15 protein-coding genes are annotated in these 16,183 nt (G+C 68.5%); 12 read left to right on the top strand and 3 right to left on the bottom strand.

Annotated elements, in window-relative coordinates:
* Window positions 1-64: 64 nt before the first annotated feature.
* Together aceB and IC605_RS12595 are read left to right on the top strand one after the other, a co-directional pair.
* Window positions 65-1,633 carry a malate synthase A gene (aceB, locus tag IC605_RS12600; protein WP_216324382.1) on the top strand — a complete coding sequence of 523 codons (1,569 nt, stop codon included), beginning with the start codon at window positions 65-67 and terminating at the stop codon, window positions 1,631-1,633.
* Window positions 1,634-1,691: 58 nt separating this feature from the next.
* Complete coding sequence (locus IC605_RS12595; protein ID WP_216324379.1) at window positions 1,692-2,492, top strand: IclR family transcriptional regulator; 801 nt, start codon at window positions 1,692-1,694, stop codon at window positions 2,490-2,492.
* Between the two features lie 286 nt (window positions 2,493-2,778).
* On the opposite strand, the gene IC605_RS25575 is transcribed toward IC605_RS12595, so the two are convergent.
* Together IC605_RS25575 and IC605_RS12585 are read right to left on the bottom strand one after the other, a co-directional pair.
* On the bottom strand, window positions 2,779-3,483 hold the full coding sequence (locus IC605_RS25575; protein ID WP_425514224.1) for a GNAT family N-acetyltransferase: 705 nt from the start codon (window positions 3,481-3,483) through the stop codon (window positions 2,779-2,781).
* Window positions 3,484-3,617: 134 nt separating this feature from the next.
* A complete protein-coding gene (locus IC605_RS12585) occupies window positions 3,618-4,151 on the bottom strand; it encodes a MarR family winged helix-turn-helix transcriptional regulator (protein ID WP_216324373.1) in 534 nt (177 codons plus the stop codon).
* A 250-nt stretch (window positions 4,152-4,401) separates the two neighbouring features.
* Here IC605_RS12585 and IC605_RS12580 point away from each other — a divergent pair, with 250 nt between their 5' ends.
* From IC605_RS12580 to IC605_RS12550, 7 genes are all read left to right on the top strand, one after another.
* The gene (locus tag IC605_RS12580) at window positions 4,402-5,781 is read left to right on the top strand and encodes a nucleobase:cation symporter-2 family protein (RefSeq protein WP_216324370.1); all 1,380 of its coding nucleotides are present in this window, start codon (window positions 4,402-4,404) and stop codon (window positions 5,779-5,781) included.
* Complete coding sequence (gene uraD / locus IC605_RS12575; protein ID WP_216324367.1) at window positions 5,778-6,317, top strand: 2-oxo-4-hydroxy-4-carboxy-5-ureidoimidazoline decarboxylase; 540 nt, start codon at window positions 5,778-5,780, stop codon at window positions 6,315-6,317. Before IC605_RS12580 ends, uraD begins: the two co-directional genes overlap by 4 nt.
* Window positions 6,314-7,192, top strand: coding sequence for a factor-independent urate hydroxylase (gene pucL, locus IC605_RS12570; RefSeq protein ID WP_216324364.1), 879 nt, complete (start codon window positions 6,314-6,316; stop codon window positions 7,190-7,192). Before uraD ends, pucL begins: the two co-directional genes overlap by 4 nt.
* Window positions 7,189-7,548, top strand: coding sequence for a hydroxyisourate hydrolase (uraH, locus tag IC605_RS12565; RefSeq protein WP_216324360.1), 360 nt, complete (start codon window positions 7,189-7,191; stop codon window positions 7,546-7,548). Before pucL ends, uraH begins: the two co-directional genes overlap by 4 nt.
* A 384-nt stretch (window positions 7,549-7,932) precedes the next feature.
* Complete coding sequence (locus IC605_RS12560) at window positions 7,933-8,679, top strand: ThuA domain-containing protein (protein WP_216324358.1); 747 nt, start codon at window positions 7,933-7,935, stop codon at window positions 8,677-8,679.
* Window positions 8,676-9,689, top strand: coding sequence for a Gfo/Idh/MocA family protein (locus IC605_RS12555; protein ID WP_216324355.1), 1,014 nt, complete (start codon window positions 8,676-8,678; stop codon window positions 9,687-9,689). Before IC605_RS12560 ends, IC605_RS12555 begins: the two co-directional genes overlap by 4 nt.
* Window positions 9,690-9,759: 70 nt before the next feature.
* Complete coding sequence (locus IC605_RS12550) at window positions 9,760-10,455, top strand: hypothetical protein (RefSeq protein WP_216324352.1); 696 nt, start codon at window positions 9,760-9,762, stop codon at window positions 10,453-10,455.
* 79 nt (window positions 10,456-10,534) lie between these two features.
* Here IC605_RS12550 and IC605_RS12545 read toward each other — a convergent pair whose 3' ends face one another.
* Window positions 10,535-11,746: an erythromycin esterase family protein gene (locus IC605_RS12545; protein ID WP_216324350.1), complete on the bottom strand. Its 1,212-nt coding sequence runs from the start codon at window positions 11,744-11,746 to the stop codon at window positions 10,535-10,537.
* Between the two features lie 288 nt (window positions 11,747-12,034).
* Here IC605_RS12545 and IC605_RS12540 point away from each other — a divergent pair, with 288 nt between their 5' ends.
* From IC605_RS12540 to fdhF, 3 genes are all read left to right on the top strand, one after another.
* Window positions 12,035-12,238, top strand: a complete 204-nt coding sequence (locus tag IC605_RS12540; protein WP_216324544.1) for a hypothetical protein — start codon at window positions 12,035-12,037, stop codon at window positions 12,236-12,238.
* Between the two features lie 152 nt (window positions 12,239-12,390).
* Complete coding sequence (locus IC605_RS12535; protein WP_246580778.1) at window positions 12,391-12,765, top strand: hypothetical protein; 375 nt, start codon at window positions 12,391-12,393, stop codon at window positions 12,763-12,765.
* A gap of 189 nt (window positions 12,766-12,954) precedes the next feature.
* Window positions 12,955-15,966 (top strand): formate dehydrogenase subunit alpha, encoded by a 3,012-nt coding sequence (gene fdhF, locus IC605_RS12530; protein WP_216324348.1) that lies wholly within the window; start codon window positions 12,955-12,957, stop codon window positions 15,964-15,966.
* Window positions 15,967-16,183 lie beyond the last annotated feature (217 nt).

Below are 16,183 nucleotides of genomic sequence, written 5' to 3'. Positions count from 1 at the left end.
AACTGGAAACGATCTTCACCAGATAAAATTTCTTGTGCGTTTCTCACCCCTTCAGGAGGTTCCCGTGACGACGATCCCGCACACGCCCGCCGGTCTGGCCCTGACCGCTCCCGTTCAGGAAACCCACGCCGAGGTTCTGACCCCGGAGGCCCTCGCCTTCGTGGCCGAGCTGCACCGCCGCTTCGACGCCCGGCGCCGCGAGTTGCTGGCCCGGCGCGAGGAGCGGCAGGCCCGGCTGGACGCGGGTGAGCTGCCCGATTTCCTGCCCGAGACCGAGGGCGTGCGCGCGGGCGACTGGAAGATCAGCCCCCTGCCCGCCGACCTGCAAGACCGCCGGGTGGAGATCACGGGTCCGGTGGACCGCAAAATGATCATCAACGCCCTGAACAGCGGCGCCCGCATGTTCATGGCCGACTTCGAGGACGCCAGCAGCCCGGTCTGGGAGAACATGCTCGACGGCCAGCTCAACCTGCGCGACGCCGTGCGCGGCACCATCTCGCTCGACCAGGGGGGCAAGAGCTACCGCCTGGGCGACAAGCCCGCCATGCTGCTCGTCCGCCCGCGCGGCCTGCACCTCCCCGAAAAACACGTCACCGTGGACGGCGAGACCCTGGGCGGATCGCTGTTCGACTTCGGGCTATATGCCTTCCACAACGCGCAGGAGCGGCTGAACCGCGGCACGGGCACGTATTTCTACATCCCCAAGCTCGAAAGCCACCTCGAAGCGCGGTGGTGGAACGACGTATTCACCTTCACGGAGGACACCCTCGGCGTTCCGCGCGGAACCATCCGGGCGACCGTCCTGATCGAGACGATCCTGGCCGCCTTCGAGATGGACGAGATTCTGTATGAGCTGCGCGAGCACTCGGCGGGGCTGAACGCCGGGCGCTGGGACTACATCTTTTCCTACATCAAGAAGTTCCGGAACCGGGGCGACCGCATCCTCCCCGACCGCGCCCAGGTCACGATGGCGGTCCCGATGATGGCGAACTACTCCAAGCTCGCCATCCAGACGTGTCACAAACGGGGCGCCCCGGCCATCGGCGGCATGAGTGCGTTCATCCCGGTCAAGAACGACCCGGCGGCCAACGAGCGCGCCTTCGAGCAGGTCCGCGCCGACAAGGAACGCGAGGCGACGAACGGCCACGACGGCACCTGGGTCGCGCACCCCGGCATGGTTGGGCTCGCCACCGAGGTGTTCGACCGCCTGATGCCCACGCCCAACCAGATCGACTCGGGCAAGCAGATGGACCTCGCAGTCACCGCCGAGGACCTCCTCACCCCGCCGGAGGGCACCGTCACGGAAAGCGGCGTGCGGACGAACATCAGCGTCGGCATCCAGTACCTCGCCGCGTGGCTCCAGGGACGCGGCGCGGTGCCCATCCACAACCTGATGGAGGACGCCGCCACCGCCGAGATCAGCCGCGCGCAACTGTGGCAATGGCTGCACCAAGGCGTGCGGCTGGACGATGGCCGCACCCTCACCCCGGAATTGCTGGACGCCCTCTTCGGGGAGGAACTGGGCAAGCTCGGCCCGGACCTCGCCGAGGCGGGGCGGCTCTTCAAGGATGTGGCGACCCGCGACCCCCTTGCCGACTTCCTGACCCTTCCGGCTTACGAGCAGCTCGCGTGACGCCTGCCGCCCGAACAATCCCGGCGCGGCGGACGCCCTACCCTGTTCGGCGAACCCTATGACGACGACCGCACGGCAGAAACCGGGCCGCACCCGCAGCGGCGAGACGAGCAGCGTCCGCACCCTGGAGAGGGGGCTGACCGTCCTGCTGGCCCTCAAGGAGTTGCGCCGCGCGCCGCTGAGCGTGCTCGCCCGGCACGTGGGCCTGTCGGCGAGCACGACCTACCGGCTGCTGGAGACCCTGCGCCAGCACGGCTTCGTGGAGTGGGACGAACCCAGCGGTGTCTACAGCGTGGGGCTGCGGGCCTATCAGGTGGGGCTCGCCTTCACCGAGCGCAGCAACCTGATCCAGTCCGCCCACCCCGAGATGGAGGGGCTGGTGCGGGACCTGAACGAAACCGTCAACCTCGCCGTGCTGTACGGCTCGGAGGCGGTGTACGTGCATCAGGTGGAGGGCCGCCAGCTCATGCGGATGTTCGCGCACCTCGGCGACAATGCGCCGCTGCACGCTTCCGGGGTGGGCAAAATCCTGCTCGCCTGGCGCCCCGAGACGGATGTCCGGCAAAAGCTCGGCGACGGGCCCTTCCCGGCCTATACGACGCACTCGATCACCACCCTCGCGGCGCTGGTGCGCGAACTGGGGCAGGTGCGCGCGCAGGGCTACAGCGTGGACGACGAGGAGCGCGAACTGGGCGTGCGCTGCGTGGCCGTGCCCGTCCGCGACCACACCCGGCAGGTCGTGGCGTCCCTGAGCGTCTCCGCGCCCACCTCACGCTTCGGCCGGGACCAGATCGCGGAGGTCGCCGGGCGGATGACCCAGGCCGCCGAGCAGGTGTCGGTCCGCCTGGGCTGGGGCTGAACTCGGCGAGACGTTCCTCCCACCTTTGATGGCCTGCCAAGAACACCTGGGCAGGCCGTTCGCCTTCACCCGTGTGGAGAGAGGAGGGTGCCATGTCCGAGAAAACCGTGCTGGAGAACTCCTCTTCGGGTCGTAACCATATTCGCCCGAACGCACCCGTTGAGACGAGCGCTGTCCTAACTGGCGTAGATGCCTTGAAGAGGGAGTAGGGCTATCTTCTATTCCCTGCCAGCCGCTGCTAACGCAACCGTCGTCACGGCTGCACATCAACACCCAACGGAGGTATCTACTTCCCTGAGAAAAAATGCTGGCACTGATCAAATCCTGTAACAGTCACAGACACATGGGGGGGACGCCGCCAACGTTCTCGCGTGAGACGTAGCCTGTCGGATACGATCACCTGCCCGTCAAGAACATCTCTGGAGAGCCCATCAGGCCGATATCCCAGCTTTCTGGACACTCCCTGAGAGGCTGCATTTTCTTGGAAGACCTCGGTCCGTGCGGCGACTGCTCCAAGATTCTCAAAGGCGAAATGCAGGAGCGCGATACGGGCTCCCGTCCCATAGCCTTGCCCCTGAAAATCCAGCCCCAACCAGGAGCCTGTCGTGACCTCACGAAGAACCGAAAACTCCTTGCCTCTGAGCGACACCATTCCTATAGGCTGTCCTTCTGCAAAAACGCCCAAATTGAGGACCCGACTATGAATTCCCCACTCGGCTTTGCTTCCCCAATGATTCTGGATGACACATAAGCCACGTTGTTCAGGTAGAAGCTCTGTCCAGGGAGTCAGGAAGGTCCGTTGGCCCGGCCTACTTACGCCATTGGCCGCGATCTCTGCAAATTGTCCCAATTCGGGTTCGCGAGGGTAACGCAGCTCAAGGCGAGGAGTACGTAAAGTCAGGCCGTAGAGCGGCCAGTGAGCATGGATCACTTTCCGAGAATAGTTGGCGTCGCTCGGCGAAACATCTGCCGTACAGCCTATCCGGGGCATAGCCAGGTCTCCCCCGACTTCAACTTCAGGGCCCTACACAACCGGACGGCGGGCGGGGGTGTGCCCCTGTGGTTCCTGGTCGCCTGCATGAGGTCGTGTTCGCCATGGGCCTGCGAGTCACGCCCACCCAGTCCTCAGTCTGGCGCCTGCGCGGACGCCTCGTCCTGGGCCTCCAGCCCCCCGAGCAACCGGGCGGCGAGGTAGCGGAGTTGTTCGGTCTCCGCCGGGTCGAGCGCGGACAGGACCCGGGCCGTGCGGGCGAGATGGTCGGGCAAGAGGCGTTCCACCAGGGCGCGTCCCTGCGGGCTGAGGTGAATCCGGACCGAGCGGCGGTCCTCTTCCCCGCCGCGCCGCTCCACCAACTGCTTTTCCAGCAAACGCTGAATCCGGTTCGTCATCGACGGCCCGCTGATGGCGGCGAGGGTGCTGAGCCCGGTGGGCGTCAGGCCTTCCGGGGGCGCGGAACGGTACAGCGTCAGCAGCAGGTCCCAGCCCGCCGCGTTGATCCCGTCGGGCAGGTACGTAGGCTCGGTCCCCCGGCCCAGGGCGGCGTGGAGGCGGCCCAGCAACACCACCGTCAACATCGGGCCCGAGTCGAGCCCGGGCCGGACCCGTTCCCAGTCGTCCCGGATGCGCGTGAGAAAGTCGGAGGTCGGGGAGGAGGTCATGGGTGGGGCTCTCGCCGGGGAACGAGCCTAGCATGGGGCGGGGGGCCTGCCGGGAGCGGGACGGGGCCAATCGCCCCTCAATTTCTACTGGGTGGCAAAACCTTCCACCTATTGACAAGGGAGACGGCGACCGCCTACGATGGCCCTACTCGATACATAGATGGCTAAGGAGTTTGGCCCGCCGGCGGCCCTGGCCCGGTCGTCTCTCCGGGCGTGTGCCGAGGCTACGCCCAACCGCAGGGAGGTCCGCATGACCCCAGGAACCGTGCCCACCCGCTCCGTCCACCCCGTCGACGAGGTTCCGCCGGCCGGACGCATGGTGGCCTTCGGGCTGCAACACGTGCTGAGCATGTACGCCGGGATCATCGCGGTGCCGCTGGTGCTCGCCACGGCCATCGGCCTGAATCCCGACCAGATCGTGCGGATCGTGAACGCGAGCTTTTTCATGTGCGGGGTCGCCACCCTGATCCAGACGATTGGATTCCCGGGTTTCGGGGCCAAGCTCCCTATCGTGCAGGGCACGACTTTCGCGGCGCTGGCGAGCATGATCGCCATTGGGCGGGACTACGGGCTGCCGGGCATCTACGGGGCGGTGATCGTGGCGGGGCTTTTCACGGTGCTGCTCGCGCCGTACTTCTCGCGCCTGCTGCGCTTCTTTCCTCCGGTGGTCGCGGGTACCGTCATCACCATCATCGGGGTGGCGCTGCTGCCCGTGGCGATCCGCTGGGCGGGGGGCGGCAACCCGGCCGCCGAGACCTTCGGCGCTCCCGCCAACCTGGGGCTCGCCGCGCTGACCCTGGTGTTCGTGCTGCTGGTGACGCGCTTCGCCCGGGGCTTCTGGGGCCGGATCGCCGTGCTGCTGGGGCTGGTCTTCGGCACGGTGGTCGCGGCGATCTTCGGTCAGGCGTCCTTCGCCACCGTGGGCACGGCCGCCGCCGTCGGCTTCACGCCGCCCTTCTTCTTCGGGGTGCCGACCTTCGCCCTGGTGCCGATCCTGTCCATGATCCTGGTGATGCTCGTCGTGATGGTGGAAACGACCGCCGACCTCCTCGCCATCGGGGAAATTACGGACAAGCCGGTGGATGCCCGGGTGGTGGCGGACGGCCTGCGCGCCGACGGCCTCTCGACGGCGCTCGGCGGGGTGTTCAACGTCTTCCCCTTCACCGCCTTCGCGCAGAATGTCGGCCTGGTGCGCTTCACCGGGATCAAGAGCCGCTTCGTGGTCGCGGCGGCGGGCGTGATCCTGATCCTGCTGGGCTTTTTCCCCAAGCTCGGCGCGCTGGTCGCCTCGATCCCGCTGCCGGTGCTGGGCGGGGCCGGGCTGGTGCTGTTCGGCACCGTGGCGGCGGCGGGCATCCAGACCCTCTCGCGGGTGAACATGGCCGACACCCGCAACCTCACCATCGTGGCGGTCAGTATCGCGGTGGGCGTGATCCCCTCCACCGTGCCCACCCTCTACGAGAAGCTGCCGGACTGGGCGGGCCTTTTCCTGGAGAGCGGCATCACCGCCGGGGCGCTCGCCGCGATCCTGCTCAACATCCTCTTCAACATCGTCGGGCAGCCCCGCGCCGAGCGGTCCTACACCGCCGACGCCACGGCACACGCGCCCGAAGTGGGAGACGTCCATTGAACCCTTCCCTGACCCTCGCCGACGTGAACGTCCTCCCGCTGCCCGACTTCGTGCGGACCTTCGGCGGAGTGCTGGAACACAGCCCGCGCTACGCCGAGCGGGTGGCCCGCGAACGCCCCTTCGCCGGGGTGGAGGACCTCGCCGCCGCCTTCACCGCCGCCGTGCTCGCCGACTCGCCGGAGCAGCAGCTCGCCCTGATCCGGGCGCACCCCGACCTCGCCGGGAAGGCGGCGCTGGCGGGGGAGGTCACCGCCGAATCCGCCTCCGAGCAGGCCTCCGCCGGGCTCGACCGCCTGAGCCCCGACGAGTACGCCGAGTTCCACCGGGTCAACCAGGCCTACCACGCGAAGTTCGACATGCCCTACATCGTGTGCGTGCGGGAGAACACCAAGGCCAGCATCCTCGCGGGGGCCGCCGCGCGCCTCGAACACACCCCGGAGCAGGAGCGGGAGACCGCCCTGAGGGAAATCGGCAGGATCGCCCGGTTACGGGTCCTCGACCTGGTGCGCCAGGATTCACAGGGAGTGGAAAGATGACGCAGACCCGGAATGCCCCGGCCAAGGTGCAGGTTCGTCTCGGCGAGAACAACTACGGCAAGGCGGAAGTCAAGCTGATGAAGGTCTGGCGGGACACGGCGCGCCACGCCATCCGCGAGCTGACCGTGCGCGTCGCCATGACCGGCGACTTCGACGCCGCGCACGCCGAGGGCGACAACACCGACCTCGTGGCGACCGACACCGTGCGGAACACGGTCTACGGCCTCGCCAGGGAGGGCTTCACGGGCAGCCCCGAGGCCTTCGGCAAGGAGCTGATCACCCACTTCGTGAAGGCCGGGCCGAGGGTCACGGGGGGCTTCGCCGAGTTCACCGAGTTCCTGTGGGAGCGCCTTTCCGTGGGCGGCGAGGGCCACGACCACGCCTTCGTGCGCCAGATGCCCCAGCGCACCGCGCGGGTAGAGGGGGACGGGCAGAGTTTCAAGGTGACCTCGGGGCTGGAGAACCTCTACGTCCTCAAGACGACGCAGAGCGGCTGGGCCGGGTATCTGCTGAACGAGCGCTTCACCACCCTGCCGGAGACGACCGACCGCATCATGGCGACCTTCGTCACGGCGAAGTGGGAGTACAACACGGACGAGGTGGACTACGACGACGTGTGGAACCGGGTCTACCGCCAGATTCAGGAGACCTTCACCGACCACTACTCGCCGAGCCTCCAGAACACCCTGTTCCTGATGGGGCAGGCGGTGCTGACGGCGTGCCCGGAGGTCTCGCGCATCTGGTTCCAGATGCCGAACAAGCACCACCTGAAGTACAACCTGGAGCGCTTCGGGCTGGCGAACGACAACGAGATCTTCCACGTGGACCCCGAGCCCTACGGCCTGATGGAGGCGTGGGTGGAGCGGGCCGAGTGAGCGGACACTCGGGCCTCACCACGCACGTCCTCGACACGGCGAGGGGCCGCCCCGCCGCCGGGGTGCGGGTGGAACTCTTCCGGGTGGAGGGCACGGAGCGCCGCAGGGTGACGGAGGCGGTGACGAACGGGGACGGGCGCACCGACGCGCCGCTGATCGAGCGCGGGAGCCTCTCTCCCGGCACCTTCGAGCTGACCTTCCACGTCGCCCCCTACTTCGAGGGGTTCGGGGCCGCCTCTCAGCCCCCCTTTCTCGACCTCGTGACGCTGCGCTTTACCGTCGGCGACACCTCCGGGCACTACCACGTGCCGCTGGTGATGACGCCCTGGTCGTACTCCACCTACCGGGGGAGCTGAGGGCTCGGGCCACGGCGCCACAACTGACCCGGAAGCGAACACCACCCCTCTGCCGATGCGCTGACGCTCGGACGGGGGGTGGTGTTCGGGTGTGCTGGGGGGGCGTTTTTACCCTTTGAAACGGTCTGCTGCGACTGCGCGCGGTTTCGCTGAGGTTGACCTCTCTGCAAGCAGCTCCACGAGTCCGGCCCTCCGGACCACCGCCCCTCAAAGGGAGGCAAGAGATGCCGTTGCTCTGGCTTGGCTTCCTGGCTCCCTTTGGGGGGAGCTGTCAGCGAAGCTGACTGAGGGGTTACCCAGGCTCTCGCCGTCGTTTAAACTCGCAGGCGGCTTTTCTCTACCCTGTCCTTCCCCCCCGCCCCACTCCCCGCAAGGACGACTCCCATGACCCAGCCCCGCGTCACCATCTGGAACGAGTTCCGCCACGAGCACGAGAACCCCGCCGTCCGGGCGATCTACCCGCAGGGCATCCACCAGGCCATCGCCGACGGGCTGCGCGCCCAGGGGCTGACGGAGGTCCGCACCGCCACCCTCGACGAGCCGGAACACGGGCTGACGCAGGAGGTCCTGGACTCGACCGACGTGCTCGTCTGGTGGGGGCACAAGGCGCACGGGGCCGTCTCGGACGAGGTGGTGGACCGGGTGGTCGCCCGCGTGTGGGACGGCATGGGGCTGATCGTGCTGCACTCGGGGCACTTCAGCAAGCCCTTCAAGCGGCTGATGGGCACGAGCTGCGACCTGAAGTGGCGCGAGGCGACCGACAAGGAGCGGCTGTGGGTGGTCAACCCCGCCCACCCCATCGCGCACGGGGTCGGCGAGTATCTGGAGCTGCCCGCCGAGGAGATGTACGGCGAGCACTTCGACATCCCCGCGCCCGACGAACTGATCTTCGTGAGCTGGTTCACCGGGGGCGAGGTCTTCCGGTCGGGCTGCACCTTCACGCGCGGGAGCGGGAAGATCTTCTACTTCCGGCCCGGGCACGAGACGTATCCGACCTACCACCACGAGGGCGTGCTGCGGGTGATCGCCAACGGGTCGCGCTGGGCCGCGCCGACGGCGAGCGCTCCCCGCGCGTTCGGGAACCGCCAGCCCCTGGAGCCCCTGCCCGAGCGGGCGGGAGAGGGCGCATGACCCAGGTTCTGAACGTCGGCATCATCGGGGCGGGGGCGATCTCGTCGCGGCACTACGAGGGCTACCGGCTGGCAGGGGCGAACGTGGTGGCCTTCGCCGATCCCAGCGAGGTGACGCGCACCGGGCGTGAGGGGGAGTGGCAGGCGCGGGGCTATGCGGACTTCGAGGCGATGTTGGAGCGCGAGGCCATCCAGGCGGTGAGCATCTGCACGCCGAACGCCTTCCACGCGCCCGCCGCGCTCGCCGCCCTGGGGCGGGGCATTCACGTCCTGTGCGAGAAGCCGCTCTCGCTCGACCTCGCCGCCTGCGACGCGATGATCGCGGCGGCGCGGGAGGCGGGGGTGGTGCTCCAGACGAACCACCACCTGCGCTCGAATCCGCTGGTGGAGACGGCCCGACGGCTGATCGACGAGGGGCGAATCGGGCGGGTGACCTTCATGCGGCTGCGGCAGGCGCACGACTGGGGCGGGGCGCCCGAGGTGCGGGGGGCCTTCGGCAGCCTCGCGGCGAGCGGGGGCGGCACCCTGCTCGACAACGGCTGCCACCTGATGGACCTCGCGCGCTACCTGGGGGGGGAAGTCCGCAGCATCTATGCCCGCATGAACACGCTGAAGTTCGACATCGAGGTCGAGGACACAGCCGTCGCCAACCTGGAGTTCGAGAGCGGGGCGCTGGCGAGCGTGGAGACGGCCTGGACGGCGACCGGGTGGGAGGAGAGCTTCGCGGTGTACGGCACGGCGGGGGCGCTGGAGTGCAGCAACCGGCTGGGCAAGCCCCGGCTGCGCCACCTTCACCGCACCTTCGACTTCGGGGGCTGGGGCGAGGGCGACGAGACGTGGTACGACGCGGCGAACCCGGGGAACGCGCATGTGCGCAGCGTGGCGCACTTCGTCGCGTCGGTGCGGGAGGGCAGGCCCGTGATCTGCACCGGGGAGGACGGCCGCGAGAGCGTGCGGCTGGTGCTCGGCGGCTACGAGAGTGCGCGCAGCGGCCTGCCGGTGGAGCTGTAGGGCTGAGCGGCGCCCGTCGCATTTTCCTCTCCCGGCCTGACCTATAACGGGGCCCATCACGGAGGTGGGGATGAATCGCACGGAGGAGGGCCTGTTCGTCGGCGCGGCGCTGGTCGTGCTGACGCTCGCCGTCTTGTACGGAGTCCAGAGCCTGCTCGTGCGGCCCGCCTCCGCCGCCGAGGTCTCCCCCAACCCGGTGGTCGCGGCGACCCCGGCACCCGTTCCGGTGCAGAGGGTGCCGGACGCGCCGACCAGTCCCGCCTCCACCCCCCCGGTTGTGGCGCCCTCCCCTCCCCCGGCCCCCGTCCAGGCCACCCCGGCGCCGGTGCCCGCCGAGACGCCCGCCATTCCCGCGCGGCCCGTCTCTCCTGCGGTTCCGGCGACGCCTCCTCCAGCCCCCACGCCCAGCCCCGCACCCACGTCCACGCTCGATCCCATCGCCCGGGGCCGGGAGCTGACCGGGCTGCTGTACAGCGAGCGGCTGGAGGAGGTGTGGGCGGCGTTCCTGCCCGCCGTGCGCGCGGACTGGCGGGACCTCGCCGACTTCCGGGCTTACCGCCGCAGCGGCCTGGAAGCCTACGGGGCGGAGACGCGGGTGCTCGGCGAGCGGGTGACGCGGGGCGGCGGCCTGACCTACTACACCCGCACGGCCACCTTCGAGCGCGGCCCGCGTGGGGGCTGGACGCTGATCTTCGGGCTCGACTCCCGGGGCCGGGTGCAGGAATTCGGCATCGTGGAGGCGGGCGCGGGGGGGTCGGCCCCGTGACGGGGACCGAATGAGCCGCCTCGGCCGTTGAACGTGGCCGTCCTCGAGAACCCCGACGGGCCCCGCGGCCCCGATCCGCTCAGCTCGTCGCGTCCCTCACGAAGAGCACGCCGTCCGCGAGGAGCAGGTGTCGCGCCTCCAGGGGAAAGTACCCGGCCTGGACAGGAACGTCCGTCCTCCTGACCAGGGGCTGTGGGAGCGCGGCGCTCAGCCGCCGGGAGGCGAACAGGGTGGCCGGACCGGCCCGGTCCATCAGGGCGCCCGCCAGCGTGTCCGGGGCCGGTTCCCCGACGCCCTTTTCCGGCGCCCTTCCCAGGTCACTCGCAATGAAGGCGTACCGGCGGCCGAGGCGGGTGCCGACATGTGCCCCGGCGCTCCACCACTCCACCCTGAGGTCGCCCAGTCTCATCGCGCTGATGTGGCGTTGCAGGTGGGCGTTGTGGGCAAACACGAGGGTCGGCCCGCGCTCCTCTTCTCGCCCGGCGACGGCGCTCAGGTTGTCCGCCATCATCAGGTCCCGCAACGCCGACGCTCGCTCCAGGCGGTCCCGGTTCGGCGCCCGGTCCGCCAGCCGCGCGTGGTAGCGCAGGAGGCCCGTCGCCGTCCGAGCGTGCAACTGCGCCTCCCAGAGGCCGGGCTGTGCGGCCAGCCCCGGCGCCGCGGTTCGCAGCAGGGTGGAGAGGTCGTCGGCCAGCCGCCGGAGCTGCCGCGCTTCGTCGTTGTCGCCGATGGACTGCGCCGGGTCCATGACGGCCGCCGGGTTGGCCCAGCGGGCGTCTTCCCCGCAGAGGCGTTCGAGGGTGGCCGCGTCCACGGGAACGCCATCCAGATGCGCGCTCAGGAAGGCGTGCAGGCTGGCCCGGGGGCTGGGGGCCCAGAACTCCAGGGGAGGGTCGAAACCGTAGAAACGCAGGTGGTCTCCGGGCTCACGGCCCGTATTGAAGTCCCGCATCCACTCGACCAGTTCCCGATTGGCCCTCACCGCGCCGAAGCCGTGGCTGAAGCCCGTCCGCATGACCTCATCCAGGGAGCCGTGGCCCGACGTGACGTGGGCATTCACCCGCAGCCCAGCGATGCTGTCACTCTCGATGGCGATGGACCGGAATCCGTGGCGTTCGACCAGCGTGCGAAAGACGCGGTTGCGCCAGGCGGGGAAGGCGTCGAGACCGTGGGTGGGCTCCCCCAGGGCGAGCAGTCGCGGTGGGGCGGGCAGGGTGCCCAGAAAAGAGGAGAGGGCGGTGTGTGGCTCGGTCAGGTCCCAGCCCAGCGGAGGTGGGGTGTGGTCTGGCATGGAGTGCTCCTCGGCCACAGGGCGCGCCCGCTCTGGCCCCATCAGCATTCCTGGGAACGAGGTGAGAAGCCTGACGGGCAGACCTTCTGTGAACCTTAACCGTGCCGTCCTGGAACCCGGGGTGCACTTCGCCCGGCCCCACCTGGCGGGAGCCTGAACGGGATGGCGAACCTCCCCGGGCACACCGCTCCCGCCCGGTCCCGGCGCCCGGCAGCTCGCCGCCGAGCGTGAAGTCGCCTTAAGCTCGCCGGTCAGAGCGGCGGGGGCGGTCCGTGGCACGCTCAGTCCATGACCGGAAACGCAGAGGCCGACGCCAACAACGCCCCCAATCCCGAGATGACGAACGAGGACAGCCCGGTCTACCAGCCCCCCTCGGGCGCCGAGGAGACCGATCTCGCCGACGCCGCCGTGGACGGCACGAGAGCCTCGCACTACGGGGCGAACGATCCCGTCCTGTACGAGGATGGCGGCGAGACGAGCGGCCAGGACTGACGGGCCGCGGGGGCCGGGGGGCGCGAGCCAGATGTCCCCGGTCCCTTTATCTGGCGTGGGCGACCGTGAAGACGCCTTGGGACCCGGATCATGATCGGCCCCTGATTACGCCCTAGCCTAACCAGCACGAGGTGAATATGTCGCTGGAAGATATGACGAAGAACCACATGATGGCCCACCTGACGGACGCGCTGAACGAAGGGCAGGATATCGGGCACTACGGGCGCCTCGTGTACACCATCGTCGGGCGGCATTTCGTGGAGGAGGACGAACTCGTCTCACTGCTCGCGCAGGACAAGGACTTCAGCGAGGAGGGGGCACGCGACCTCGTGCGGCAGGTGCAGGAGGCGGACTACAGCCCGCCCGGCCGCGCCAAGATCATGGAGTACATGGAAAAGCAGGACTTCCCGATCCTGCCCGACAAGGACGACCCCGACGAGGGCAACGTGTACCGCGACCTCGACTTCCCGCAGCACGTGTACGACCACATTCAGGAGTACCGCCACCAGAAGGCGGACACGGACTGAGGGCCAGCGACTACACCACATCCTTCCAGGGCCGGGCAACCGGCCTTTTTTCTGTTCGGACCTTCTGGTCGGGGTCGCCCGGGTTGGGGCGCTTTCCCCTCATCCACTTAACGTCTCCTTCACCCGGACGGGCACCGGCTTTTCCTTTGCGCGCAACCTATATACTCCGCGCACCCGAAAAGAGGAGGGATGCCCGTGGCTGGACCCGAAATCCAGATTTCGATTGACGGCGGCTCGTACGCCGCGCGGCCAGGCGAACACCTGGTCGACGCCCTCAACCGTGCCCGGGTCGAGCTGCCCCAGGTGTGCTACCACCCGCAGCTCGGCCCGATCCAGACCTGCGACACCTGCATCGTCGAGGTGAACGGGGGGCTCGTCCGCGCCTGTGCCACCCCCGTGAGCGAGGGAATGCAGGTCCGCACCGCCGTCCAGGCCGCCCAAACGGCCCGCGAGGAGGCCTTCGACCGCATCCTCGCCAACCACCTGCTGTACTGCACCGTCTGCGATAACAACAACGGCAACTGCACGGTCCACAACACGACCAAGCTGATGGGGGTGCAGCACCAGAACCGCCCCTTCCAGCCCAAGCCGTACGCCAAGGACGAGACCAACCCCTTCTACCGCTACGACCCCGACCAGTGCATCCTCTGCGGGCGCTGCGTGGAGGCGTGCCAGAACCTCCAGGTCAACGAGACCCTGACGATCAACTGGGAGGACCCCAATCCCCGCGTGCTGTGGGACGGCGGCAAGCCCATCGACGAGTCGAGCTGCGTGAGCTGCGGGCACTGCGTCACCGTCTGCCCGTGCAACGCGCTGATGGAGAAGTCGATGCTGGGCGAGGCGGGCTACTTCACGGGGATGGAGCTGCCGGTCTTCAACTCCGCCGTCGCCATCGTGAAGAACGTCGAGCCGTCGGTCGGGTACGTGCCGATCCTGAACGTCTCCGAGATCGAGGCGGCCGGGCGCGAGGGGTACATCGAGCGGACGAAGACGGTCTGCACCTACTGCGGCGTTGGCTGCTCCTTCGAGGTGTGGACGAAGGACCGACACATCCTCAAGATCGAGCCCTTCGACGGGCCCGCCAACGGCGTGAGCACCTGCATCAAGGGCAAGTTCGGCTGGGACTACGTGAACAGCACCGAGCGGCTGACCACGCCCCTGATCCGTGAAGGGAACGGCTTCCGGGAGGCGACGTGGGACGAGGCGCTGGGCCTGATCGCGCGGCGGATCACCGAGATCAGGCGGGAGAGCGGGCCGGACGCGCTGGCCTTTATCGCCTCGTCCAAGACGACGAACGAGGAGGGCTTCCTGATGCAGAAGCTCGCCCGGTCGGTGGTCGGCACGAACAACATGGACAACTGCTCGCGCTACTGCCAGAGCCCCGCCACGATGGGCCTGTGGCGCACGGTGGGCTACGGCGGCGACTCGGGCGGCATCATTGATCTGGAGAAAGCCGGGCTCGTCATCGGCATCGGGACGAACACGGCGGAGAGCCACCCCGTCCTCGCCACGCGGGTCAAGCGGGCGCACAAGCTGCGCGGCCAGAAGCTGATCGTCGCCGACCTGCGCGAACACGAGATGGCGCGGCGGGCCGACCTCTTCGTGCAGCCCAACCCCGGCACCGACTTCGTGTGGCTGAACGCGGTGAGCCGCTACATCCTCGACCACGGGCTGGAGAAAAAGGACTTTCTGGCGCAGTGGGTCAACGGCATGGAGGAGTTCCGGGCCAGCCTGGAGGGCTACACCCTGGAGTACGCCGAGCAGGTGACGGGCATCTCCCAGGACAAGATTCGCCAGATCGCCGAGGAAGTCGCCACGGCGGACGGCACCTGCGTCATGTGGGCGATGGGCGTGACCCAGCAGATGGGCGGCAGCGAGACGAGCACGGCGATTTCCAACATGTTGCTCGTCAGCGGGAACTACATGCGGCCCGGCGCAGGCTCGTACCCCCTGCGCGGGCACAACAACGTGCAGGGCGCCTCCGACATGGGCGCGATGCCCGGTTTCGTCACGGGATACCAGCGGGTCGATGACCCCGCCGTGCGCGCCAAGTACGCGGCGATCTGGGGCACCGAACTCCCCGTCAACAAGGGCCTCGACAACCACGAGATGGTCCACGCCATCCACGAGGGCAAGCTCCGCGCGATGTACCTCAAGGGCGAGGAGATGAGCATCGTGGACTCCAACGCCAACTACGTGGACGCGGCGCTGGAGAAGCTCGACTTCTTCGTCGTGCAGGACGTGTTCTTCAGCCACACGGCGAGCTTTGCCGACGTGGTGCTCCCCGCGAGCCCCAGCCTGGAGAAGGACGGCACCTTCACGAACACCGAGCGGCGCATCCAGCGGCTCTACAAGGCGATGGAGCCGATGGGCGGCAGCAAGCCCGACTGGGAAATCATCCAGCTCGTCGCCAACCGCCTCGGGGCCGGGTGGACCTACACGCACCCCTCGCAGATCATGGACGAGATCGCCAGCCTGACGCCCCTGTACGCGGGTGTGAATTACGCGCGGCTGGAGGGCTTCAAGTCGCTGCAATGGCCGGTTCACCCCGACGGCACGGACACACCCTTGCTGTTCGTGGACGGCTTTCCCTTCCCAGACAAGAAGGCGCGGCTCTACCCCGCCGAGTTCGTCGCGCCGGTCGAGCCGCCGACCGAGGAGTACGACCTGCACTTCAACAACGGTCGGATGCTGGAGCACTTCCACGAGGGGAACATGACCTTCAAAGCGCCCGGCATCGTGGCAAAGGTGCCCGGCACGTTCGTGGAGGTGTCGCCGGAGCTGGCCCAACAGCGGGGACTCAAGAGTGGGTCCCTCGTGCGCCTCGTCTCGCGGCACGGGGCGGTGCGCCTGCCCGTCCTCGTGACGAACCGGGTGATCGGCAAGCAGCTCTACATGCCGATGAATACGCAGGACGCCGCGCAGGCCGTCAACCGCCTGACGGGCAGCCACGCCGACCACGTGACCCATACGCCCGCCTACAAGGACACGGCGGTGCGGATGGAGATCCTGAGCGTGGACGGCACGCCGCCCCTGCCGCGCACCAACCACCGTTTCGGCCACCCCACCCCGCAGCGGGGCGTGGAGGTCGAGCGCAAGTGGCGGCGGCCCGACTACGTGTTCCCCGGCTCCAGCCTGACGATGATGGAGGGCGGCAGCCTGAACGCGCGCTCGGACTACGTGGGCGGGGCGGACGACTGAGGGGAAGGGGGGCCGGGGCGAGGGGTTCCGGTCCCTTCTTCGGGTGAAGGATAGGGGAGTTGGAGGGGAGGTTTCTTTGGACGCTCTGCACGTTCACCCCCTCTCGGCCTCCCCTCAAGAGAGAGGAGAGAAGAGAAAAGCTCCGCGAACGAGGTTTTTTGCTCCTCCCCCCTCGTGGGGGAGGCCGGGAGGGGGCAACCGCAAACGCCATCCCAGC

This window comes from Deinococcus aestuarii (assembly GCF_018863415.1).
GTDB lineage: Bacteria > Deinococcota > Deinococci > Deinococcales > Deinococcaceae > Deinococcus > Deinococcus aestuarii.
The sequence above is the reverse complement of the archived record's forward strand: the minus strand, read 5'-3'. Positions and strand labels throughout refer to the sequence as shown.